This is a genomic window from Stieleria varia (genome assembly GCF_038443385.1).
In the GTDB taxonomy this organism is placed as follows: domain Bacteria; phylum Planctomycetota; class Planctomycetia; order Pirellulales; family Pirellulaceae; genus Stieleria; species Stieleria varia.
Map to the genome: position 1 here is coordinate 2,129,122 of NZ_CP151726.1, position 22,690 is coordinate 2,151,811.

The window sequence follows — 22,690 nt, forward strand, 5'->3', positions numbered from 1 at the left end:
ATACCAGCACGACGCGCAAGCGAGTGAATAGAAGCACAAAATGACGATTCACTCGCTTGCGCGTCGTGCTAGTAAAGGCGTGAGAACCGGACGCTATCGCGTGGCGGCTGATGCTCTTGCCCGCTCCATTCGATAGCCCAATCCACGGAGCGCGAGACAGACGGCCAACATGATCATGCCCATGAGTTGATGGCTGAGAACGATTCCGAAGAACACTTCTCCGGAATCGTCTCCTGGGTTGCCGAGCACCGCGCATAGCAGTATAAACTCACCCACGGCCAGCAAGAGACAATAGACGAACCACAAGCCAATTCTTGACTTGATTCTCTCGGTTTTCTCGCCCAGTGAAATCCAGATACAGGGCAATTTCACGAGCAGACTGACAATTCCAAAGATCGTGATCGCGATCAATGGCTCTGGATGGCTGAACAGACTGTCGCGCCAGACCCTTATCAGTTCGATCTCTTCGTCGGGCATCATGGCGCGGCCGATCCCCATGGATAGCGCCAACAACAACGTTCCGACCATGATGTCCCGAATCGCATAGCCCGCACTCTGCCCCGCACTGTGATCGTCTACTGAATCCTGAACGATTTGCCATCGAAAGCACATCGCTGCAATCTTCAACGGCACAAAACTCGTGACGAACCCAAATGTCCAGAGCAATGCCGCCTCGAGCATCGCATAGGCATCAGGCGTTCCCTTTTCGATCGTGATGCCCCATGCAAAGCCGCACCAGGAAAGCACAAGCAGCAGCAAGGTCCACGGGAGTCGAATCCAGAACGTGCCGCGAACCAACGTCCCCCACACACAGATAACGGTCAGTTGTGCGGTCACGACACCCAGTGCGATCATTGCAGGAAATGGTTTCTCGAACCAGGTCGGCGTCGCGACATCGGCAATGAAGAAGCCAATGCAACAGACGGCAATCAGGAGGATCAACTGTGATTTCCGGCTGACCTCCTTCACGGGCATTGAGATCGTTTCGTCATCTGTACTCGCGGGTTCGTTCACGATTGGTTTTTCACAAAGTCAGAAGTGGTGAGTAGGGCTTGCAGGAAGCACTTTGATACAAGGCTTCCAATCGCTAACGGTTTTCCTCGATCGGATTGACGTCATTGAGCCGTTTTCGTCCGGGTGACTTCCACAGCCCATACGCGTTCCAGAGGATCAACCAAAGCAATGCGAAAGGCGGTATGCAAATGCCAGCAGCATGATGCTGCATCGAGCCTGAAAGTGGCTCGGGCAACGGAATTCCATGGTGACGAGGCGGCGGCAACGTTGCATCTCGCGCGGAAATCAGTAACTGCATGAGCGTCGCAACACGCTCTTTGTCTCGAGGATTGGTGTCGGAAAAACCGATCAATTCTGAAAGAGACGTTTCATTGAGATGGGAAACTCTCTCTCCATCGTCAAACGCCATTCGCTCAAGATCGATACTTGCTCGTCCCTTTTGGTCCGGAGCATGAAACATCTCCCATTGCAGCTCCACTGACTTGTAGGCTGGGCAAGAGTGACCCCATAGAAGGAACTGCGGCCCGACGTTGCCTTCGATGTCAAGCGAGCCCAACGTGTCATTTTCCTCTTTTGGCCATACTTGAAACGAAGCACTGAAATAGTAGGAAAAATAGCCGGTTCCAATGCCAGCGCCCACAGTGGTCATCGGAGTCAAAAGAAATCCAATCAAGAAAAAGCCGATGACCAGCATCAGGAACCATTTTCCAAATTGTATGAACGAATGCATCATTTGTTGGCCTCACGACAATGGACCATCGACTTCAAGTTGTTGTCTAGTGGGTCAGAATGCTGATCATGAGTGCGGAACCCTGTCTCTGTCGATTTGTGGCCTCGACGCGCCAGCGACTGGACTTGGTGTGTTGCCAAGTGCTTCGCGGCCCTTTGCTGACGAGGCGTATTTTTCAGTTCTTTGAAGAATGCAGGCGAATCCAAACGCTCCGGCATCTATGGTGATTCCTCTTCCGAGTGCACACGTTTCACTGCGGGCGGCAGGAAATCGATTTTGGTTGGTGTGAGTTTCCCCGTCAATAAAACTGGGATTCGGTGAAATATCGTCTTGGGTCCGGGAAAAGACCCTCCGCCGGCATGTATCCCTTTTTTCGCCAACATCTCTTCCGGCGCAAACTGCCCACGGAATTGAACGATCCAGTACCATCGTTGATCATCTTCTCTCACCAACGCGCACCCGGACACTTCCCATTTGAACAACGCACTGAATCCCGTAAATTCCTGATTGTCGTGATACTCGCGAGCAATCTTTATCGCTCTGGCAGCACCCACTGGGATGTCGGTGAACTCAGGATCCCATTTGGGCGTTGCTTGTAGAATCGACGGGTTGATGACGAAAACGTCATCCGTACCGCTGACTTCAAATTCCTGTGCCACCGCATTTCCGTAGAGCAAAGCAATGGTGCAAAAGGCAGCTAAGTATCGCATTTCGATTTCTCCGTTCGATGGGAAGTTTCTTGGTCAGAGTGACGGACGTTTCGGGACTTGTAGTTGCTGGAATCCCATTTTCTGCGGATGAGCTATCCAAGAATCCAGAGGGCAAAACCAAGTCCAAGACAGATGGCAGTCATACCGCCTGCAAAGAATGCAAGATCCATCCACGTCCTGTGACGAATCTCAGGTGCAACGCCCACGAGCGAATTGCAGGAATCACATTCGCCCCGTCTCGAAAATCTCCTGAGGGCTGAAAGCGTTGAGATCAAAAGAGCTCCACAGTTGGGGCAACGCAATCGCGGATCCTTAGACGATCGAACTTCTGCAACGAATTGCGGAATTAGAAACGCAGGAAAAAACAATAGCAAAGAGATCAACGCAAGAGCGGACTGAAGCGTCAAATCAACGACTTGATTTCTGACAGCCAGCGGAATCGCGATTGCAAGAATTGACACTGCCGTTCCAGCGACGAAGCCGACATACTTGCGACGAAAAAAATCATGCAACGCTAGCCTGCGATCGGAGGGTGTGTACATTTAAAACTCGCTTCTCTGTTGGCCTTTATGCATTGTGACGCGGAAACCCCTGTTGCGACACACTCGAGCTTGGAACTCAACGGTTCGCGTTTGACCGATGCAATAAATGTTTCCGATCTCGATTTCATTTTTACCAGACATCAACCGGCTCCGGATCGATTTTTATGCCGACTTGGGTCGTCAAATCTATTGCTGACCAATTTTGTTCAACCCCGATAGGGTTGGTGGATGCTGCTGATTGTTGTCCCGGGGTGCGCTACGCGACCCCGGGCTTTGGTGTTAAACACCTTCGGCGTAATTATCGGAAGGCCTTTCACGTAACAACGAGGATATACCTGGTGCCAGCGAGGGACATTCCACAATCTACCCGAACATGGTTTCGATTTCTTCGATGTAGTCCAATGCGAGTTCGGGTTCTGTGACGATCGCGCCGGGGACTCTGCCGCCGCGATCGCACTCGCACAACAACATCAAGTCGTCGAATAGCTGGTGCTCGGTCAAGCGACGGCGGCGGCGGGCGCCGATCGTGCGGTCCGCGATCTTGTGGGCTTCCATGTGATGTTTGATCAGCCACGCCGTTCGGTTGGTGATGTACCCCTCGAGCGCTTCGAGTCCGGCGAGCGTGTGGTCGTCAGGATCAATTGCTTTGCCGACATCGTGCAGCAGTGCCGCAAGCAAGAATTCTTCGTCGTAGGGCATCTCCTGCTTTGCCAACTTGTAGACTTGCATGCTGTGGAACAACGCGTCGCCTTCGGGATGGTATCGCGGGTTTTGCTTTACGTTTTCCAAGGGCAATAGCAGAGAAAGGTATACGTTCCAGCGATCCGGACTGGCGTCCATGTCGTCGAGATGAGAATCAAGCTCGGCGGATTCGAGTCCGTGTTGCATCGCGAGCAGTTTTTCCAGTTCAGCCGTCGTCGCACGCTCAATCGGCTTTCCCGTGATGCTGCTGCGAAATCGAAAGCCCAATTGGGACGGAGGATAGACGGTCAGTTCGATCGGGAACTGGTCGTTCAGATGGATGTGGGTGAACCCAACCACGGCCCAATTGCTTGGCCGCTTTCCATTTCGCCTGGTAGTACTCCGAGACCTCTCGGTTGTACATCAAGCGCGCCGCCAAGTATGCCACTTGTTGGCGAAACTTCGTCGAACGCATTATCGGGGTTCGTCGTCGCGAACCGTTTGCACGTGACAGAAAGAAGTTGCAGAGATTATAGGATAACCAATCGTCAAGAAGAATGCGAGAGCGAACGCTCATCGCCAAGATAATCCTGCAGCGGTGTCGCAAAAGCGTTACGCTGAATAAAGGTGAACTTTCGTTTGTGGTTTCCCTATTGGAGGCGATGCGATGTTGGCGGCACCTTATTTTTTGTTTGCGATTGGGATTGGGTTGGTCTTGCTGGGCTTGTTTTGGGGGGCGATCGCCGGGAGCGGAAAGTCAACCTTTATCGATCCCAGACTGAGCGATGAGGACATCGAGCGTCAATTGAACAAGAGCGACGGCAGCGCGGCACCTGGGATCATGATGCTGATCGGTTTGGTGGCCATCCTCTTCAGCGTGGCGTGGCGAATGATTCGATTCTTTGTCTGACGGACGTGCGGAAAATAAGTGTCCTGATCAGGCTGGATAGAGTTGATACAGCATCAGGTAGACCAGGACACCGGTCACTGAGACGTACATCCAGATGGGATACGCGTAGCGGACCAATTTCTTGTGCGCCAGGATTCTGCCGTTCTTGGCCAAATACACCGCACGCACTGCGAGGAAGGGAACGGTGACGGCCAGGATCAAGTGTGTCAGCAAGATGCTGTAATAGGTGTACCGAGCTGCCAAAGGCGCGATTTCCGTGTCGGTGGGAAATCGTTTGTTGGGTTCACCGGTGACCTGATACAGGGCGACTTTGTGCAGCAGGTACAGCATCAGAAACAAAGCGCTGACGGCCAGAGCCGAGAGCATGTATTTCTTGTGCTGCCGTGCTTGTCCCTTCTTGATTTTCATCAAGCCGACGGCGAGCAAGCATGTCGCGGTTGCGTTCAGGAAAGCGGTGCAGTGGGGCAGGTAATCAGCGAGGGCGTGCCAGATCATTCGTTCAAGATTCCTTGTCGGCCAGCAAACGCTTGATCGACTTTTTGAGTTTTTCGAATTGGGCTTTCTCGGGCCACAGATAGAGACCTTCGATCTTGCCAGCCGAATCAACCAATACGAGTCGTTCGGTATGAAATTTCTTGTCGACTGGTTGCTGGAAGATTTCAGCGCCGATTCGTCGGACGTAGGTCAGGTCACCGGTCATGAACAACCATTGGTCTTTGTCGGCCCCGAACCGCGCGGCGTATTCCCGTAGTACCTCCGGCGTATCGGTCTCGGGGTCGACCGAGATGGCGAGAAACTTGACACCTTGGCCTTCGAACTCATCCTGCAACTCTTTGAGTTTTCGGTTTTGCTGAGGGCAAATGCTCGGGCAAGTGCTAAAGAAGAAACTGACCACGTAGGGCTCACCCAACAGATCCTCGCTGTTGACTGTCTTGCCGCTGCGTTCGGTCAATTCAAATCGACTCAGCCAGGCTTCGTCGGTCACCGGGTGCACCGGTTCGGTGTTCTCGATCTTCAGCTCTGTCGGCTCCAGTTTTGTCCCGGGCGCCACGTCCGTTGTGTGGACGATTTCATCAGGGCCAGGCAGGTTTGCATTCTGCGAGGGCTGGTTGCTGAGGGATCGATAGATCAGCCCCATGACCAATCCGGTCACCAGGATCATGACGACATGAAATGCGGTTCGCATGTTTGCTCTGGAGTGATTCAGTGGGGAGGGACGCAATGAGGGGATCGCCGTGATGACTCTAGGAATCAGACAATCACGTCCGCTTTCCGGTTGCCTCGCATCAATTGCCAGGCGATCCAAGTTGTCATTATCGCAGCTACGATCGCAACCGTCCAACAAGCGATCGAGCTGGGGGCAAAAGCAGCGTTTGCGAGGTCGACGTTGGGGAACATCAGACGCCGCAGCTCGGTCATCACGTAACTGAGCGGATTTGCCCGCATGATGCCACCGAGAATCATCGAGCCGATCCCGGCGTCGCCCGACATGGCTGGGATTGGAAAGAACGATCCGCTGAGTAACCACATCGGCATCAGGCCGAGCATCATGATCGCATGGAATCCTTGCGTGCTGTCCATCGGCCACGCGACGATCATGCCCAGCGAGCACATCATCACCGCCAGGATCGCCATCATCAGCAACAGCGCGGGAGTGGTCGCTCCGATGGATGCAGTTCCCACGACGAAAACCAGGATCAAGAACAGCACGGCTTGAACCCACGCGATAACGCTGCCCCCGATGACCTTGCCGAATAACACCGGCCACCGACCGACCGGCGCGACGAGCACGGATTGCATGAATCCTTCGCGGCGATCTTCGATGACAGAGATGGTTGCAAAGATCGCCGTGAACAAGACGATCAACGCGACCGTTCCCGGCAAAAAGAACTCAAGGAAATTTTGGCCACCGACGGACTGAAACGCACCTTTGAGGCCGGTTCCGAATAGCAACCAAAACAGTAGGGGTTGCACGATCGCTGCGGTCACACGATTGGGCTGTCGGATGAAGCGAACGATTTCGCGTTTGGCCAACATCCACGCGGCGCCCCATCCGGCCGACCACGGGGTTGGCAACGCGTTGGGAGGGGAAGTGGACTGTGGCATCGAGCTTCGTTCTGGTTTGTCTAGGCGTGAAAGGATGTGCCGGTGGCGGCGATGAAGACGTCCTCCAGGCTGGGGCGGCCGATGGAGATGGACTGCGCGGCATTGCCCAGTCGCGAGTGGATCGTAGGGACCAGATCGGCGGGTGAGTCGCTGTGGATTCGAATCTGGTTTTCAATCTGCTGGGCGTCGAGATGCAATTCATCTCGCAAGACACGAATCGCAGCGGCGGGGTCGCTCGCGATCACGGTCACGACACCTTCGCCCATCTCGCTTCTCAGTTCATGTGGCGTTCCTTCACGGACCACGGCTCCATCGGCCATGATCACGACCCGGTCCGCCTTCTCGGCTTCCTCCAGCAAGTGCGTCGTCATCAGCACCGAAACGCCGTCGTCGCACATTTTTCTCAGCGACTGAAACAAGTTGATGCGTGCGGACGGATCCAGGCCGGTGCTCGGCTCGTCCAGCAGCATCAGCTTGGGGCGGTGCAACATTCCCTTAGCAAGTTCGACGCGGCGTTTCAGTCCACCGGAGAGTTTTTCGCAAAGTTCACGACGGCGATCGGTCAGCTCCATCTGCTCCAGCACGGCATCGCGCCGTTCGTTGAGATGCTTGCCACCGATTCCGTACAAGGCCGCTTGGCAGGCGATGTTTTCGTCGACCGTCAGCTTTTTGTCCAAGCTGGGAGACTGAAAGACGATCCCGATTTGGCCGCGGATCGCGAGCGGATTGCTGGCCGAGTCGATGCCGCCGATTCGAATCGATCCCGATTGAATGGGCAACAAGGTGCACAGCAACCGAAACAGCGTCGTTTTTCCGCTGCCGTTCTTGCCGAGCAAGGCGACAATCTCACCAGCGGACGTCCTGAGGTTGACGCCTTGAAGTGCTTGGGTTTCTCCATAAGAAAACCGCACGTCGCTGACTTCGCATACCACGTCGGACGCGGAGTGTACGGTTTGCAGGTCTTCTTGAGACGCTGACACAGACATGGCTGATAGGTGAACCTTTTTCCCGCCGGTGGCGTTACCAGAATACTCGAAGTGTGACGACGAGCAGGATGGCGGGCAGCACGAGGAGGGAGGAGAGCATCAGGGCGCGGGCGGACACATCATCCCGCTGTCGCGCGAATCGAATCGATCGCAATAACATCGGCAAGCAGCTCACGGTGACCGCGATCGACGCGATCGATCCGCCGATCCAACCACCGGGAATCCAGCACAACGCTACGGCACAGCCGATCAATCCCAGCGAACCGACAATGCTTTGCCAACCAGCGGACCGACCGGTGGGTTCGACCGTGGTCGTCATCTGAAAGCCCGCTGCCGCATACTGGCGACGATACATCCAAGCGATGGCCATGAAGTGCGGGTACTGCCAGGCAACCAGCACGCCGACCAACAGCCATGGAGTCCAATCGGTCAAGGAACCGTCCAACGCGGTGTAGCCGATCAACATGGGCAACGCACCGGCAACGGCTCCCACGGTGGTGTTCCACGCGGTGCGTGTTTTCATGGGAGTGTAAACGAGGACGTACATCAACCAAGTCACCACGCCGGCGGCAGCTGGGATGAGTGAAAAGTGGCTGTACAACATAGCCGTTCCGGCGACACCTGAGATGGCAGCCATCGCCAAAGCGGTCGGCAAACCCATGCGTCCGCCCGGCAAGGGACGCCGGGCCGTACGTGGCATCTGCCGATCGATTTTTCGTTCCCAGATTTGATTGGACGCGCCGGCGCTGGCGGCAACCAAGCCGGTGCCGACGAGCAACACGCACAGGCTGATCGGTTCGACAAAGCCACCGGCGGCGATCATCGCCGTGGCGATCGTCGTGACCAAAATCATCACCACGATCCGTGGCTTGGACAGCTCCACCAAATCACGCGTCAACGACTGAGGACGATCGAGATTATCGACGGTCATCTTTTCGCGCGACGTCTTTTTACCCGACGTGGCATCGACTGTTTCAACGATCTCGTTGGCGATGATACTGGACTCGGCTGTTGGTTCCGAATGGTCGGTGGGCTTATCCATTGGATCATTTTCTTGACCTGTCGTGTGACGACCAAACAGCGGCTCCACTGAGGTTGTGACCTCGGTTCGGGCGATATCAGCGGTCAAGACATCAATGGACATGATCGATCAAGCGGTAGTGACACTCGCGGAAGCGTCAGCGTTATTTTGGTCAGTGTTTGTACTGGCTGTGATTTCCGACGATCCACTGAATCGCCCGTCGACATTACCAACGGTCTCACCGATATTGCTCTGGGCAAGGTAACGAGTTCGCAGCGTCTGAACAAACACCGCTGCTGCCGTTGCCAAAATCAGCGAACCCATGGCGACATGGGCGGTCACCACGATGGAATCGACGAAACCCTTGGCCTGGACCAGAAATCCGGTGGAGCCAGGGAGCCATCGCAAAAAATGTGGCCACCCGTAATTGACGATCCAAGTGCCCGTGCCGAGCAGGATCTGGATGGTCACAAATCCTACCAGCCACGCCGCCGGGCGGGAGAGCGTCAAATCGCCGCACCGAGCCAATCGCCAGTAAACCAGCGGCACCAAAACCCACAAAACAAAGGCGGTCACGATGTGCATGGCCACCGTCATCGTGAAAAAACCGGTTGTGGCCATTGGGGTGACGTGCCTGAGTTGGGCTCCCAGCACCAATTGGGCGTAACTCAATAAAACCGGAGCAAAGGCGAGAAAAACTGCGGATCGCCCGAGTGTCCTGCGTTTCTCAGCGGTTGCTTTTTGATTCCATTTTCGATCGAACCACCTGCGACTGGTCACCACGACCGCCACTCCGCAGAGGGCGAAAACGACTGGGCCAAAACATCCGTGGATCATCGCCAAAGTCCGGTCGCCGAATACCACACGGACACCTCCCAAAGCGCCCTGAGAAATCACGGCCAGCAAAATCGCTATGGTCAGCCCAGTTACCCAGCGGCGGCGTTCACCGATGATGCTGGCGATCAGCATTGAGATCGCGACGACACCGACCACTGCTCCCAACAATCGGTGGCCGTGCTCGATGAGCAAATCAAACGGTCCGGAGATCCAAGTGCTCAGTGGGTACAGAAACAAGTTGTAGCCGTACGTGTTGGGCCAATCCGGTACGGCCATCCCGGCGTCGTATGTCGTGACCAATCCACCGACCCAAATCAGTGGCCAAACGAGACACACCGACAGCAGCGATAAACGGTGCAGCCATCGAGCAGCGGTCGTGGGCGAATACTCACTCACCGAATCGAGATTCCTGTGGAGTCGTAGATTCCTTTGAAGGCACACGCGTGACGAATCATTGTTCCGAACCCTCGTCCCAAGGATTTCTGGCGTTGTAAATTCGCTCGCCCGTCATCCCGCCGGCCACGGCGCCGGTTGCACCGCAGATCGCCAGCGGCATCACGCCGCCCTGTCCAACGAGATACATCAGTGTGGCACCAATCGCCAGTCCGATGATCGCGCCGATGCTACGGTAGTGTTGTTTCGTCATGTCGACGTTTCCAACGCAGGGGAGGGCTCGGCGTGCGATGGATGATCCTCTGTTACGGAATTGCTGAGCGAGAGCACGTAATGCACCAGATCCCAGACCTGCGATGCGGTCAAACCCGTCGGCGTTTCGGTTTCCGAGACGATCACGCCGGGCATGGGCGTGCCCGCTATCCCTTGAGTGATTCGTCGATACAACGTTTCGCTGTCGCCGCCACCGTGGAAGACACCGTTGCTGAGTTGTCGCGGCTGGATCGTGCTGGGGCGAAGCGCGCCGGCCTTGCGAAATGGTCGGATCGCCTCCTTGTCGGTCGGCGTCAGCCCAAGCTTGGTGGTGAACTCCTTGGTCCAGTCATCATAGTCGATTGTCACCATTTGACCGTTTCCACCAGGTCCGTGGCATCCGGCGCAGTTGGCGACTTGACCATGAAACAGCTCTCGGCCACGAGAGATCGACGCGGCGTCGTTGGGCGTCTCGGTTGGCACCTCCACAACGTTTTCATCTGCGGTCAACCAATCGTTAGTCACCCGCTGGATCACCGCATCGACGAGGTCGGCATTGCTGGGATCACTTAGGCGATCAGAGTCGGGCATCGACGAGTCGTCGTCACCGTATCCCAGTTCATCGATCGCGACGGCCATCAATCGCCGTTCAACTTCGCCGCGTATCGAGAGAAAGATCGCGTAGTCCACCAACGCATCTCGATCTTCGGGGGCCAACAAAGCAAAGGATGGCATGGCGGTCCCGGGAACGCCGTGTTTGAGCAATCTCGCCAAGTCCTCTCGGGTCGGTTTGCTGGCCCGTGTGGTCGATTTCCATTTGAATACACCGGGGCGAAAATCTCGCGGATAGGGTTTTTGCAACAAAGCCGCCGGCCCGTTGCCGCCACCGTTCAATCCGTGGCAAACCACGCAGTGTTCGACCATCAGCCCGTAGTGCTTTCCGGCCTCATCGCTGGAGACTTGTCCGGCCGCGCGGACCAGACTTTCTGGGTCGATTAATCCTGCCGCGGCATCACTCATCCGCTCGACCGGCCAATGAGGCTGCTTGGCCGTTCCAAAAAGCGGACGCATCACGGCTTGCGTGTCGGGCACCAATCGCTGCGAGGGGGCAGATCGCGACGTGCTCAGCACGAGCGCATGCAGCTCGTTGGCGGGGTAATCCGCCAGAGGTTTGTCGCATCCGGCGAGCAGACAGCCGATCGATAGCAGGAAAACGGCTCGGTACACGGTCTGACAGACGATTTGGTACACGTGGCGGCAACGGGGCACTGTGGCTCCGAATCTGGAACGGGGAACGGAAAACGGGGTGCCTCGAAAGAGACTGCTGACTTGATCCTGTTGCGTCCTGCGATGGTGAGCGGCAAGGCGCTAGCCGCCGGTAACGGTGCATTGCCCGCGGCTAGCGTCTTGCGGCTCACCAAATCAACAGTCTCCCAACAACACGAGGTTAACCGCCACGTCCCCGATCGATCAACATAATCAATTGTCGCAGCCAGAAATCCGCTGCTCTGGCTGTTCAAGTTCTGAGGTTGCGGCAGGTGGCGTATGGTTTGTGATTGGCCGGTTGGTGGCGTTCGTTTTCGACTTGGAAAGTCGAACGACAATGCCCCTCTCTTACCAGGGCAGTTCGACGACACCCATGTCGTTCTCGCCCGGTTGCAGGGTCATTTCGAACCGGTTGCTCTTCCACGCCGTTTGTTTGCCTTCCACGGTAATGTCGCTGAAGTCAAACTTTTCGTGGCCGGCCCGGAACACAATTTCCTTGCCCGCCGGCAGACCTTCGATGGTGACGACACCGTCTTTATCACTGACGGCACCGAAGGGATGATCCAGCACAAGCACCTGGGTCACCATCCAGGGGTGGATACTGCAACTTGCAGGGACCGGTGCTTGCTCGCCTGCTGTCAAGTTGATGTCCACCGATTGTCCAGGCGGAACCAACAAATTCAGTTGTTGGTTCTTGAAGAAGTCGAGCTTGACGTTGTGGCCCACGGGGTCACTGTTTTTGACTTGCAACGTGTCGCCTTTGCGGGCGACCATGGCATGCGGTTCGAACCGACAGTTCTTGTTGTCCAGCACAATCGTCTGCTTTTCCATCTCCACCGGCTCCAGTTTGGTTCCGCCTCGTCGGCTGGTGTAGACATAGACAAAGATGTTCTGGACGCCGTGGTTGTCTGGATTGACGACCAAGGTCTCGTCGGGCACTTGCAAGTTTCCGCAAACGGGGCCGCTGACAGCCAACGGCTTGGGATCCGGTGCGGCACGTTTGAGTCGAAACGTTAACTTCAATGTTGCCGTGTCTGCTGCTGTTGCTGAGGAATTCTGCGTCAGGAGCGAGCACGCCGGCACCAGCAGGCAAAGTGCCAGCAAACGCATCTCTTTCAAGTTTGACATGGGGATTCCTTTAGGGATGAATCAGGGAGGACTCGACGCTTTCGCCACTTTCCCACTGCGTGAAATCGTTTTCGTCGCGGTGGATGCGTCGATATACCGTATCACGTTCGATCGGCTCCCGCCCGGCTTCGGTGATCAATTGTCGGATCGAGTCGACGGTCAAGCATTCCGGGGTGGTTGCGCCTGCATCATGATAGATCAGTTCGTGCCGTACGGTGCCGTCGATGTCGTCGGCGCCGTAGGCCAACGCGGTTTGCGCGGTCTCGATGCCGAGCATGATCCAGTAGGCCTTGATGTGCTGGACGTTATCGAGCATCAATCGGCTGATTGCCATGGTCCGCAGATCCATCAGCGCCGACGGTTTCTTGATATCGGACAGCTTGGTGTTTTCAGGATGGAAGGCCAGGGGAATGAACACTTGAAAGCCACCGGTTTGATCTTGCAAGTCGCGTAGACGCAGGAGGTGGTCGATGCGATGGAATGCTTTTTCGACGTGGCCGTACAGCATCGTGCAGTTGGTGCGCAAACCGATCTCGTGGGCGGTGCGGTGGATGTCTAGCCAAGCGTGCGTGTTGGCTTTATGTTCGCACAACTGATCGCGGACTTCGGGGTGAAAGATCTCCGCGCCGCCACCGGGCATGCTGCCCAAACCGGCGTCACGCATGTCTTGCAGGACCCACTCAATGGATTTTTTCGTTTGGAACTCAAACCAGTTGATCTCGACCGCCGTCCAGGCCTTGAGATGAATTTTCGGGTAGTGTTCCGTCAGCAGTTCGATGATGTGCCGGTACCACTCGTACGGTTTTTGGTGATGCAGTCCGCCGACGATGTGCATTTCCGTGCAACCGTTCTCCGTCGCCTCCTGTCCCCGAGCCAGGATCTGTTCATCGCTCATCACGTAGCCCTTGGGGTCACGCAGATCACTTCGGAAGGCACAGAATCGACAACGATAGACACATACGTTGGTCGGGTTGAGGTGGGTGTTGATGTTGAAATAGGCGACGTTGCCGTTCTTGCGTTCGCGAACGAAATTGGCCAACTCGCCGACTTCCTGCAGCGGTACCGCGGGGTCGTATAGAAAGATCCCGTCGTCAAGGCTCAGTCGTTCTTCTGATTCGACCTTGTCGCGAATTTCACGAAAGCGTGCGGTGATTTCTTGAGAGTTCATCGTTGGGAGCTGTCTGTGGCAGGGAGCCGGGGCGGCAACAGGAAACTTTGCAGGTGTTCTAACCGAAGACCGGGGCAGCGGGCAACGCGGAGGCGCAGAAGCCGCAGGAAAACGGCATCACAGCCAAAAACAATCCACCGTGCCGGCGACCAGCAGTGCCACACTGATCGCCGCATTGGTGTCGAAAAAGGCCTGATTGACGCGTCGCAGATCATCGGGGCGTACGAGCATATGTTGGCGGATCACCAACGCGGCCACCAGAATCAGGACTCCACCAAAAAGCCAACCGAATCCGCTGCCCGCGGCTGCCCAGGGCAATGCGGCCAACAGTCCCAGCATGACCACGTGGCAGATCGCCGAAATTCGCAGCGCTCCGGCGACTCCGAATCGGGCGGGGATGCTGTGCAAGCCGACCGATTGGTCGTACTGGGCGTCTTGGCAAGCGTAGATGATGTCGAATCCCGTCACCCAGGCGGCCACGGCAGCGGCCAGGATTCCAGGAGCGATCAAATCGACCGGTGACAAAACGGATGCCGGACCACGGATCGCGACCCACGCACACAGCGGCGACAAGCTCAATGCGACGCCCAGCCACAGATGCGCCGCGGCGGTGAAACGCTTGGCCAAGCTGTAACCCAGCAGGAACAGCAGCACCGGCACGGACGCGGCGAGCGGAACCCAGTTGGGCCAAAACAACAGGGTCGAGAGAACAAACGCCACACTACAACCGATCGTGAATAGCAACACGCTGCGTCGGGTCAGAATCCCCGCGGGCAAGTGTCGCTCGGCGGTTCTGGGGTTCGCAGCGTCGATGCGATGGTCGACCCATCGGTTGAAGGCCATCGCCGCGCTGCGAGCCGTGACCATGCACAAAATGATCCCGAGTAGCGACGCGATCCCGACGGACGGATAGACGGATTCGGTTTGTCCGACGTCGGCTTGACCGGCGGTCACCGGCAGCGGTGTTGCCATCGCCATCGCGGTCGCCAAAGCCGCGAACGGCAAAGCAAAGATGGTGTGACTGAAACGGATCAGACCCAGCCAATCCGCCAGACGGTTCGACGGTTTCACTCGCCCCACCTCTGAATCAATCGATTGTCCAGATCCAATTGGTCCAAGATCCGGCTGACGACAAAGTCCACGATATCGTCCAGCGATTTCACGCCGTGGTACCAACCGGGCATCGCGGGCAACATCACGGCGCCGGCCGCTGCCAAGCGGTGCATGTTTTCTAATTGCAAGACGCTCATCGGCGTTTCACGGGGGACCAAAACGAGCTTGCGATGCTCCTTTAGGTGAACTTCGGCAGCCCGCTGGACCAAGTTGGATGCTGCGGCGCGAGCGATTCCACTGAGCGTGCTGCCGCTGCAGGGACAGACCACCATCGCGCGCGTGCGAAACGAACCGCTGGCGATCGGCGTCATGTAGTCGTCATACTGGTGATAACGCAAACGATTGGAAATGAAATCATCGATCGTAGCGTCATCGGGTGCCGTGACACTCGACCACTTGGGAACGTACGACACCAGTGCCTGCAAATCGGGTTTGCGAATGTTGACTTGCAATTCGGTTTCTTGTGCGATCACCGCGGCACCACTGGGGCTGATCGTCAAGTGAACGGAGATGTCGGCGTTTGCCAGAGTTTGTAGCAAGCGGATCGCGTAGATCACACCGCTGGCACCTGTGATCGCCAATACAATCGGCGGGGCTGAGGGTTGGCTCATGAGGACGAACTCACGTTGTCAGTCGATTCATCCTCTGCAGTCAGTTGGTCTGCAGTCAGTTCGCCTGGTTTGACGCCGATGTACAACGTGCACACACCAAACGTCATGGGCGTGAAGGTCACGTCTCTCAGTCCCGCAGCGGTCATTCGCTCGGCCAACTCAGCACCGTCAGGAAACTCGCCGACGGACTCGGGCAAGTACTTGTAGGCGGACTTGTCATTGCGTGCAAACAGTTGACCGATTCGAGGCAACACATGTCGGAAGTAAAAACCATAGATTTGACGCAAACCGAACAGTCGAGGCTTGGAAAACTCCAACACGACGACTTGACCGCCCGGTCGACACACGCGAGTCATCTCACGTAGCCCAAGATCGGTATCGGTCACATTCCGCAATCCGAAGGCGACCGTGACGCACTGGAATCGATTGTCGCCGAACGGCAGTTTCTGCGAATCGGCTTCCAAGAAATTGATGTCTTCCGATGGGGTGCCGGATTTGCGTTTGTCACGAGCGATCTCCAGCATCGCGTGACAGAAATCGCTGCCGACCACGTCGACTCCTTCGGGTGCTTTGCCGGCGATCGCGATGGCCAGGTCGCCCGTTCCAGTGCAGGTGTCCAAAATCGGCACACCGGCGATCATGTTCAAACGTCGGACGGTTCGCCATCGCCAGTACTTGTCGATATTCAGCGACAGGACATGATTCATCAGATCGTAGCGAGGTGCGATCTGGCGAAACATCTCACGAACCCGCTGATTGCTCTTGTCCAAACCCGAATCGTGCGACGCGTTGCCGGTCGACGTCGCATTGCCGGAGGAGGGCGAGGCGGGATCAGCGGTGGGCGGAGCAGCGGCGGTCATTTTGGGTCCACGGACGGATGAGAGCAGACGGGCGGGGTGGAGAAGTGACGGTGAGCCGAGCTCCATTTGGCAGCGGTTCACTGGTACAGTCTGAAACGGCAACGCTGGGGTGTAAACCGCAGGGAAATTCGATTGGCCACCAGGGCGGCAGGAATTTTTTCGACGCCAATTGTCGGCAGGTACCACACGGGCAGGTCGATCATTACGCTTTCGGGCATGAGAACGCTGTTTTTCGACATTGACGGAACGTTGCTGATCACGCATCGAGCGGGAAGCGGTGCGTTGCAGCAAGCCATTTCGCTGGAATTTCAGGTCGAAAAGGTCAACATGGAGGTTGTGTTCGGAGGTGCCACCGACCGCTATCTGTTGAGTGAATTGCTGCGTTTGAATGGTTTAACGGACAACGAAGAGACTCGCGGGCGGTTGCGTCGGCGGTATTCGCGTTTGCTGCCGACTGTTTTGAAAGAAACGGGCGGCACGGTCTTACCGGGCGTGAACTCGCTGCTGGCCGAGCTTTCAAGGTTCCCGATCGTGAAGTCCGCCGTGATGACCGGCAATTTCGCGGAGACCGGTCGAATGAAACTCGATCATTTCGGTTTGGGGACTCATTTTTGCTGGGTGTCCGGTGGCGACTTGGACGCCGATCGCGATGATTTGGCTCGACGTACGGCCGATCAGTGGTCTCTGATGCACGGCAAAGACGCGGTGGCGGATATGATCGTCATCGGAGACACTCCCAAAGATGTCCGTTGCGCCCGTGCGATGGGCGCTCAGTCGCTGGCGGTGTGCACGGGCGGGTTCACTCGCGACGAGCTGACCGCCGCCGGGGCCACTTGGGTCGTCGATGACTTGGAGCATCCCTCCGCCCTGGAAGTATTGATCCCATGATGGAAAACCATTGCCGATGAACGATCCGTCGACCCGGCCACCAGCCGACAAGTTTGCCGCCACCGATGCTCTGGTCGGCATCATCATGGGTAGCCGCAACGACTGGCCCACGATGAAAGCCGCCGCGGAGATTCTGCGTGAGTTGCAGGTGTCATTTGAGAGCATGGTGGTCAGCGCTCACCGGACACCACAACGCATGGCGGCGTATGCGGAGTCGGCGGCGGGGCGAGGATTGAAAGTCATCATCGCGGGCGCCGGCGGCGCGGCGCATTTGCCTGGGATGGTCGCCAGCGAAACCCACTTGCCCGTGATCGGTGTGCCGGTTCAAAGCCGTGCCTTGCAAGGTCTCGACTCGTTGTTATCGATCGTTCAAATGCCCGGCGGCATCCCCGTCGCCACCATGTCCATCGGGACATCGGGTGCCAAGAACGCAGGCCTGATGGCGGCCAGGATCCTGGCGCTCTCGGATGCAGCTCTTAGAGATCGCTTGCAGGATTTCATCACACGGCAAACCAATGCCGTGCTCGAGTCGGCGGATCTGGAGCTGGAAGACTGATGGACAGTGAAAAACATTTGACGCAGGATGCTATGGAAACGATGGAGCCGCCCAGTGTGGATCGCCCAGTCATCCTGCCACCGGCAACGATCGGCATGGTCGGAGGTGGACAACTGGGGCGCATGTTCGCGCATGCCGCGATGACGATGGGCTACGACGTCGTGGTTTTCTGTCACTCCGACGACGAACCGGCCGCTCAAGTCACACGTCGAGTCGTGTGTGGGGCATTGGATGATCACGACGCCGTGCAACGCTTTGCGCAGCAGTGTGATGTGATCACGTTGGAGTTTGAAAACATCCCGGCGGAAACGATTCGTCTGTGCGGTCAATTCGCGCCGACCTATCCTTCGCACAGTGTGTTGGCGACGGCACAACATCGCATCATCGAAAAATCGACGCTCAGCGAAGCCGGTTTGCCGGTCACGCCGTTTGTCGCCGTTCACGACACCGAGTCCTTGATTGCCGCAGCCAACCGGTTTGCCTGGCCGATCATCGTCAAGACCGCACAGAGTGGTTACGACGGCAAAGGACAGCATCGCGTCGATGGACCACAATCGGCGGCGGAGGTTCCCTGGTCGACTGCGGACAGTTGGATCGCCGAGCAGTGCATTTCGTTTGACCGCGAAATCTCCGTCGTCGTGGCCCGTCGCGCCGACGGTGTCACAAAATGTTTTCCTCCGATGGAGAACGTTCACAGCAACCATATTTTGGATGTCACGGTTGCCCCCGCAGCGATCGACGGCAGCTTGCGAGAACGTGCCGAGCAGATCGCCTCGGCGGCTGCCGAAACACTCGGCGTGGTCGGTCTGCTGTGCGTGGAACTGTTCGTGATGGATCCCGATCGGATCTTTATCAACGAAGTCGCCCCGCGGCCACACAATTCGGGTCACTTGACCATCGAAGCGTTTGCGACGAGCCAGTTTCAGCAGCACGTTCGCGCGGTGTGTGGCTTGCCGTTGGGCAGCACGGAACAAATCGTCGGCGGTGCCGCCATGGTGAACTTGTTGGGTGACCTGTGGAACGAAGACGGCAGCGCACCGGATTGGTCGGCGGCATTGGACGTCGCCGCAGTTCACTTGCACCTGTATGGCAAACGCGTGGCAAAGGTCGGTCGCAAGATGGGACACCTCACCGCCACCGCCGCCACACCACAACTGGCCGTCGAGCGGGCAAAGGCGGCACGCGAGGCATTGACTTCAGTTGGCTCTGCTTGATTCGAGGACTTCGTCCAACAGCAACACTCCATCGTTGTTGCGGTCCAAGCGGCGGAACAACAACGGCCGGGGGAACTCCTCCCGTGTGACTTTGCCGTCGCCGTTTTGATCGGCACGCTGAAAGGACTTTTCCAGAAACGACGGCGACAAGGAGACATCGTCTGACGCGGGTGATTCGTCGGAATCGCTCGCTGCGGTCTCCGTCGTCACAAAGTACTCGACGTAGCCCAGCAGCATTTCATCATCCGTTTGCGGTCCCCAGCGAACCGTTTCGGTGGGATCGGGATTGGCCGGGTTGGATTCACTGTTGTCGAACCATCCGGTGACATCGATCTGGCTGCCTTTGGGAATGTCCAGAGGCTGAGCTAGCCGGTACTCGAGCTGCCAGTTGAAATCGTATCGCGGAACATCCAACAGCACTTCGCGTTGCCCATCGGGCATCGTCACCGTGTATCGAAACGCTTTGCCGCGCAAGTGCATGTGGGGCATGAACGAAAGCACGCGGACATCGGTCGGAACTTTGAGCGAAGCCGATTCGGGGTGGTTGCCCGCGCCGGCAGGAATCGAGATGCGGTGGTTGGAGATACCGGCGTTGCGGATGACACGCGTCGGCGGCTTATCAGCAAAAACGATTCCCAATCGAGTTTGGTCGACCGTTTCCGTGCCGTTGGGCGTGTAGTGCAACTGAAACACCAGCGAGCTGCCCGCCGGCAGTTTCTTGGCCATTCCGGTCGGGTAACGCTGAGACGTGTTTCCGGGAACGTAGGCGGCAAAGAACCCGGCGTCTTCGTTGATGGCTTTCTTGCCGTCTTGGATAAACACGAGCACGTGATGCACCACGGCGCGATCGGTCGGCTGGATCTCGACCGCTTGCACCCAACGGTCTTCGGCAAAGCTCGTGGCGACACGTGCGTGGCGATACGGCATTTGTCCGCTCGCTTTGACGGTGATGGGATCGGGAATCTCGACAATCAAGTCCGGTTGACCGATCTCCCACTCGTCACTGAAACGACGGGGCAATGGAGCGTCGGCCTCGTCGCCTTCGGGGGCCCCCGCGGCGACCCAAGCGAGCAGGGCATCTCGATCCTCCTGAGGCAATGAACGATCGTTTGACCAGCGTATCTCCAGTTTCGATTCGGCCGTGTTGTGAGGTGCGGCGAACCAAGGCGGCATGATCTGGCGTTGAACGACGTTTGCGATCATGGCGGCGTAGTCTTTGGTGTCTTCGTAGGTCGTCAAGGGAAACGGTGCCAGTCCATTGTCCCGATGACACTGCTGACAATTGTCTTGCAGAACTCGCGACACTCGGTTGTGAAAAGTCACGGCAGCGGCTGAGTCTGTTGACTCTGTATCCTCGATCTCGACCAACAGCAACTCGCATCCCGGAGCCGTCGTCGCGGCGACTTCTGGACGTTCGCCTGCCAGCACGGCGGTCAACGCGTCCGCCAAGAAGTTGCGTTTGGGGGCATCCAGTGCGTAGCCGAAGCTGTATTGATCGTCCACGGCTCCCCGATAAACCAATGTGCGTGCGGCGTCCAACACAAAGACTTCGGTGGTCGTGGTCGCACCCAAAGCACGCGTCAGGACCTCTTGGTCGTCACGCACATACAGTCCGCTGAAGCCGTGTGTCTGGATGGCTTCACGCAACACCGCAACACTTTCCGACTCGTTCGGATTGACCAACACAAACGCAACGTCTTTGTCTTGGAACTCGGATTGCAACCGGGCCAGCGTCGGTGAGTATTTTTTGCAAAGCGGGCATCCGGTGCCGGTCATTGCGATCACGGTTGCCTTGTGGTCGGCAAAATCGCTCAGTCGGTGTGTGGCCCCGTCGAGATCCGTGAACGAAACGTTTTCGATCAAGCGACCGACGCCGTGCTCGGTGGGTTTGATTGGCTCGGGACCCGAGCGGACGTCCGCCGCGGCATCGCCTGACTCGGCGGTCGCGTGGATCGGGGCGGCGACGGACAGCCCGATCAGGCAAAGTCCGGTCAGGGTCAGTCGTTTGAATTGTGAGTCCATGAGTTTCACCGAGTGTTTCTCCGGTCCAGCGCGGGGTATCCCATTAGTTGTAACGTAATCCAACGGCCCGCCGAGACAGGAAAACTCAACCGTGGTTGGTTGCGGAGTCAAAAAACGGCACCCGACCGGCCCACTTGGGATGGTTCGAAGAATGCTTTACTCTGTGTTCCGGCATGGTTGGCTGCGTTGCTGGCCATTTTCATGGTGAGTTTTGGCAGGACAGATAGGCACATGAGTCAGTTTGACGTCTTTGGCGTGGGCAATGCGTTGGTGGACATGCAGTCGCAAGTGGACGACAGCGTTTTGTCGGATCTGAAGATCGACAAGGGCATCATGACGCTGGTCGATGACGAACAGCAGTCCGCTGTTCTGGGACATTTGGACGGACGCCCTCTGAATCGCTGTGCGGGCGGTTCAGCCGCGAACACCATCGTTGCGGTCGCGGAGCTGGGCGGCAAAGCTGGATTCGTCGGAAAGATCGGCAGCGACGCGATCGGCGAGTTCTTTCTCCAGGACATGCGAGACCTGGGCGTTGCCATGGAAGTCACCCCGTGCGATGCGCCGACCGGAACCTGTGCGGTGCTGATCACCCAAGACGCGCAGCGAACGATGTTGACCAACCTGGGGGCGTCGGCCCAGTTGTCCGTGGACGACATCATCGAAGAACCGATCAAGAACTCAAAGTACGTCTACATCGAAGGCTACCTGCTGACGGGCGAGTCCACCAAGGCGGCTGCCTACCGCGCCATGGCATTGGCCAAGCAGCACGGCGTGAAAGTCGCCTTCACCGCGTCGGACCCGTTCTTGGTCAACATGATCCGCGATGAGATCTGGGAACTGATCACCGGTCCGGTCGATCTGTTTTTCTGCAACGAATTGGAAGCCCAAAGTTTGACGGGGCAGTCCGACCCGATCCAGTGCGCAGCCAAGATTCACGAGCATTGCGAAAACGTTGCGTTGACGCTTGGTGAAAAAGGATCGCTGGTGATGCACGGTGGCGAAGCGTTTCCGATCGAAGGCGTTCCGACCAAGGCGATCGATACCACGGGCGCGGGCGACATGTACGCCGGCGGATTGCTGTACGGGATCACCAACGGGATGTCCTGGCGAACCGCCGGTCACCTCGGTTCGCACGCGTCGTCACGCGTTGTTGCTCAATTGGGTGCACGCTTGGAACGAAAATTCACACGTGAAGAAGTCGCCGCGTTGAGCAAGCTTGGATAGCGGCGCGGCCGGCCTTCGACACGTGGTTTGGATTGTCCCGAGGCTGAAGGAGACTGCTGACTTTGTGAGCCGCAAGACACGAGTGGCCTGTTGATTTAATCGAAATTGGGAACGCAAGGGTGAGCCGTGGGCCGTAAGGCACCGGGCAATGCGGTAGGCCCGGCCGCTTACGCGTCGCGGCTCACTAAATCAACAGCCCGCTAGCCTGGATTATTCATCAGCCGGCACGCGATAGCGTCCGGTTCCCGATTACAGGCGTGAGAACCGGACGCTATCGCGTTGCGGCTGATATGCGCAGACTGCTTTTGTGCCAATCCGCATAAACCATTTGGTGCAAACGTATTGCGAAGACTGTAGTCAGTGGCGTGAGTAATCCGGGCTAACGCACTTCGGCTATGGCTAAAACAATAAAAGTGGCCCTCGTTTGACCCGTAGCCGATAGGCGCAGGCGGAAACGG

Annotated in this window: 23 protein-coding genes; 5 read left to right on the forward strand and 18 right to left on the reverse strand. The window is 57.1% G+C overall.

All coding sequences use genetic code 11. The features are described from left to right. Positions 1-93 precede the first annotated feature (93 nt). From Pla52nx_RS07345 to Pla52nx_RS07360, 4 genes are all read right to left on the reverse strand, one after another. Positions 94-1,014: a hypothetical protein gene (locus tag Pla52nx_RS07345; RefSeq protein ID WP_146522403.1), complete on the reverse strand. Its 921-nt coding sequence runs from the start codon at positions 1,012-1,014 to the stop codon at positions 94-96. A gap of 73 nt (positions 1,015-1,087) precedes the next feature. Beyond that, positions 1,088-1,747, reverse strand: a complete 660-nt coding sequence (locus Pla52nx_RS07350; RefSeq protein WP_146522404.1) for a hypothetical protein — start codon at positions 1,745-1,747, stop codon at positions 1,088-1,090. Positions 1,748-1,962: 215 nt separating this feature from the next. Beyond that, positions 1,963-2,454, reverse strand: coding sequence for a hypothetical protein (locus Pla52nx_RS07355; RefSeq protein WP_146522405.1), 492 nt, complete (start codon positions 2,452-2,454; stop codon positions 1,963-1,965). A 905-nt stretch (positions 2,455-3,359) separates the two neighbouring features. Next, positions 3,360-4,037, reverse strand: coding sequence for an HD domain-containing protein (locus Pla52nx_RS07360; protein WP_231742380.1), 678 nt, complete (start codon positions 4,035-4,037; stop codon positions 3,360-3,362). Between the two features lie 307 nt (positions 4,038-4,344). On the opposite strand from Pla52nx_RS07360, the gene Pla52nx_RS07365 reads away from it, so the two are divergent. Further along, entirely contained in the window at positions 4,345-4,587 is a 243-nt protein-coding gene (locus Pla52nx_RS07365; protein WP_146522406.1) for a hypothetical protein, read from the forward strand. A 27-nt stretch (positions 4,588-4,614) separates the two neighbouring features. Here the strand turns inward: Pla52nx_RS07365 and Pla52nx_RS07370 are convergent, their stop codons facing one another. The 13 genes from Pla52nx_RS07370 to ubiE form a co-directional block, all read right to left on the reverse strand. Then, positions 4,615-5,079 carry a DUF420 domain-containing protein gene (locus Pla52nx_RS07370; RefSeq protein WP_146522557.1) on the reverse strand — a complete coding sequence of 155 codons (465 nt, stop codon included), beginning with the start codon at positions 5,077-5,079 and terminating at the stop codon, positions 4,615-4,617. A 7-nt stretch (positions 5,080-5,086) separates the two neighbouring features. Next, positions 5,087-5,773, reverse strand: a complete 687-nt coding sequence (locus tag Pla52nx_RS07375; RefSeq protein ID WP_146522407.1) for an SCO family protein — start codon at positions 5,771-5,773, stop codon at positions 5,087-5,089. A gap of 65 nt (positions 5,774-5,838) precedes the next feature. Continuing rightward, complete coding sequence (locus Pla52nx_RS07380; RefSeq protein ID WP_146522408.1) at positions 5,839-6,693, reverse strand: ABC transporter permease; 855 nt, start codon at positions 6,691-6,693, stop codon at positions 5,839-5,841. 20 nt (positions 6,694-6,713) lie between these two features. Then, positions 6,714-7,679, reverse strand: a complete 966-nt coding sequence (locus tag Pla52nx_RS07385) for an ABC transporter ATP-binding protein (protein WP_146522409.1) — start codon at positions 7,677-7,679, stop codon at positions 6,714-6,716. 34 nt (positions 7,680-7,713) lie between these two features. Continuing rightward, positions 7,714-8,823 (reverse strand): heme o synthase, encoded by a 1,110-nt coding sequence (gene cyoE / locus Pla52nx_RS07390; RefSeq protein WP_231742381.1) that lies wholly within the window; start codon positions 8,821-8,823, stop codon positions 7,714-7,716. Positions 8,824-8,829: 6 nt separating this feature from the next. Continuing rightward, on the reverse strand, positions 8,830-9,933 hold the full coding sequence (locus Pla52nx_RS07395; RefSeq protein WP_231742387.1) for a COX15/CtaA family protein: 1,104 nt from the start codon (positions 9,931-9,933) through the stop codon (positions 8,830-8,832). Between the two features lie 55 nt (positions 9,934-9,988). Then, positions 9,989-10,183 (reverse strand): hypothetical protein, encoded by a 195-nt coding sequence (locus Pla52nx_RS07400; protein WP_146522411.1) that lies wholly within the window; start codon positions 10,181-10,183, stop codon positions 9,989-9,991. Beyond that, complete coding sequence (locus Pla52nx_RS07405; protein ID WP_231742390.1) at positions 10,180-11,451, reverse strand: cytochrome c; 1,272 nt, start codon at positions 11,449-11,451, stop codon at positions 10,180-10,182. Before Pla52nx_RS07405 ends, Pla52nx_RS07400 begins: the two co-directional genes overlap by 4 nt. A 345-nt stretch (positions 11,452-11,796) precedes the next feature. Then, positions 11,797-12,576 carry a methylamine utilization protein gene (locus Pla52nx_RS07410; protein ID WP_146522412.1) on the reverse strand — a complete coding sequence of 260 codons (780 nt, stop codon included), beginning with the start codon at positions 12,574-12,576 and terminating at the stop codon, positions 11,797-11,799. A gap of 10 nt (positions 12,577-12,586) precedes the next feature. Further along, complete coding sequence (gene mqnE, locus Pla52nx_RS07415; protein ID WP_146522413.1) at positions 12,587-13,744, reverse strand: aminofutalosine synthase MqnE; 1,158 nt, start codon at positions 13,742-13,744, stop codon at positions 12,587-12,589. Between the two features lie 117 nt (positions 13,745-13,861). Next, complete coding sequence (locus Pla52nx_RS07420) at positions 13,862-14,815, reverse strand: UbiA-like polyprenyltransferase (protein ID WP_146522414.1); 954 nt, start codon at positions 14,813-14,815, stop codon at positions 13,862-13,864. Further along, the gene (locus Pla52nx_RS07425) at positions 14,812-15,468 is read right to left on the reverse strand and encodes a UbiX family flavin prenyltransferase (RefSeq protein ID WP_146522415.1); all 657 of its coding nucleotides are present in this window, start codon (positions 15,466-15,468) and stop codon (positions 14,812-14,814) included. The genes Pla52nx_RS07420 and Pla52nx_RS07425 overlap by 4 nt, the downstream gene beginning before the upstream one ends. After that, positions 15,465-16,328, reverse strand: coding sequence for a bifunctional demethylmenaquinone methyltransferase/2-methoxy-6-polyprenyl-1,4-benzoquinol methylase UbiE (gene ubiE, locus Pla52nx_RS07430; RefSeq protein WP_146522416.1), 864 nt, complete (start codon positions 16,326-16,328; stop codon positions 15,465-15,467). Before ubiE ends, Pla52nx_RS07425 begins: the two co-directional genes overlap by 4 nt. Before the next feature lie 216 nt (positions 16,329-16,544). Between ubiE and Pla52nx_RS07435 the strand changes: the two genes are divergently transcribed. From Pla52nx_RS07435 to Pla52nx_RS07445, 3 genes are read left to right on the forward strand one after another with little or no spacing between them, the layout of a single operon-like run. After that, complete coding sequence (locus Pla52nx_RS07435) at positions 16,545-17,216, forward strand: HAD family hydrolase (protein WP_146522417.1); 672 nt, start codon at positions 16,545-16,547, stop codon at positions 17,214-17,216. A gap of 16 nt (positions 17,217-17,232) precedes the next feature. Beyond that, entirely contained in the window at positions 17,233-17,772 is a 540-nt protein-coding gene (gene purE, locus Pla52nx_RS07440; protein WP_146522418.1) for a 5-(carboxyamino)imidazole ribonucleotide mutase, read from the forward strand. After that, positions 17,772-18,986: a 5-(carboxyamino)imidazole ribonucleotide synthase gene (locus Pla52nx_RS07445; protein WP_315855009.1), complete on the forward strand. Its 1,215-nt coding sequence runs from the start codon at positions 17,772-17,774 to the stop codon at positions 18,984-18,986. The genes purE and Pla52nx_RS07445 overlap by 1 nt, the downstream gene beginning before the upstream one ends. Here the strand turns inward: Pla52nx_RS07445 and Pla52nx_RS07450 are convergent. Then, the gene (locus Pla52nx_RS07450; RefSeq protein WP_146522419.1) at positions 18,969-21,008 is read right to left on the reverse strand and encodes a redoxin family protein; all 2,040 of its coding nucleotides are present in this window, start codon (positions 21,006-21,008) and stop codon (positions 18,969-18,971) included. The two genes, Pla52nx_RS07445 and Pla52nx_RS07450, sit on opposite strands and share 18 nt — an antisense overlap. Positions 21,009-21,239: 231 nt before the next feature. Here Pla52nx_RS07450 and Pla52nx_RS07455 point away from each other — a divergent pair, with 231 nt between their 5' ends. Further along, a complete protein-coding gene (locus Pla52nx_RS07455) occupies positions 21,240-22,232 on the forward strand; it encodes an adenosine kinase (RefSeq protein ID WP_146522420.1) in 993 nt (330 codons plus the stop codon). Positions 22,233-22,690 lie beyond the last annotated feature (458 nt).

Bases quoted from the DNA above. Each gene is read 5' to 3' on its own strand.
- Pla52nx_RS07445 (WP_315855009.1), top strand. From the start codon at position 17,772: ATGGACAGTGAAAAACATTTGACGCAGGATGCTATGGAAACGATGGAG.
- Pla52nx_RS07355 (WP_146522405.1), bottom strand. From the start codon at position 2,454: ATGCGATACTTAGCTGCCTTTTGCACCATTGCTTTGCTCTACGGAAAT.
- Pla52nx_RS07380 (WP_146522408.1), bottom strand. From the start codon at position 6,693: ATGCCACAGTCCACTTCCCCTCCCAACGCGTTGCCAACCCCGTGGTCG.
- Pla52nx_RS07450 (WP_146522419.1), bottom strand. From the start codon at position 21,008: ATGGACTCACAATTCAAACGACTGACCCTGACCGGACTTTGCCTGATC.
- ubiE (WP_146522416.1), bottom strand. From the start codon at position 16,328: ATGACCGCCGCTGCTCCGCCCACCGCTGATCCCGCCTCGCCCTCCTCC.
- cyoE (WP_231742381.1), bottom strand. From the start codon at position 8,823: ATGTCCATTGATGTCTTGACCGCTGATATCGCCCGAACCGAGGTCACA.
- Pla52nx_RS07365 (WP_146522406.1), top strand. From the start codon at position 4,345: ATGTTGGCGGCACCTTATTTTTTGTTTGCGATTGGGATTGGGTTGGTC.
- Pla52nx_RS07410 (WP_146522412.1), bottom strand. From the start codon at position 12,576: ATGTCAAACTTGAAAGAGATGCGTTTGCTGGCACTTTGCCTGCTGGTG.
- Pla52nx_RS07385 (WP_146522409.1), bottom strand. From the start codon at position 7,679: ATGTCTGTGTCAGCGTCTCAAGAAGACCTGCAAACCGTACACTCCGCG.
- Pla52nx_RS07400 (WP_146522411.1), bottom strand. From the start codon at position 10,183: ATGACGAAACAACACTACCGTAGCATCGGCGCGATCATCGGACTGGCG.
- purE (WP_146522418.1), top strand. From the start codon at position 17,233: ATGAACGATCCGTCGACCCGGCCACCAGCCGACAAGTTTGCCGCCACC.
- Pla52nx_RS07455 (WP_146522420.1), top strand. From the start codon at position 21,240: ATGAGTCAGTTTGACGTCTTTGGCGTGGGCAATGCGTTGGTGGACATG.
- Pla52nx_RS07425 (WP_146522415.1), bottom strand. From the start codon at position 15,468: ATGAGCCAACCCTCAGCCCCGCCGATTGTATTGGCGATCACAGGTGCC.
- Pla52nx_RS07375 (WP_146522407.1), bottom strand. From the start codon at position 5,773: ATGCGAACCGCATTTCATGTCGTCATGATCCTGGTGACCGGATTGGTC.
- mqnE (WP_146522413.1), bottom strand. From the start codon at position 13,744: ATGAACTCTCAAGAAATCACCGCACGCTTTCGTGAAATTCGCGACAAG.
- Pla52nx_RS07435 (WP_146522417.1), top strand. From the start codon at position 16,545: ATGAGAACGCTGTTTTTCGACATTGACGGAACGTTGCTGATCACGCAT.
- Pla52nx_RS07350 (WP_146522404.1), bottom strand. From the start codon at position 1,747: ATGATGCATTCGTTCATACAATTTGGAAAATGGTTCCTGATGCTGGTC.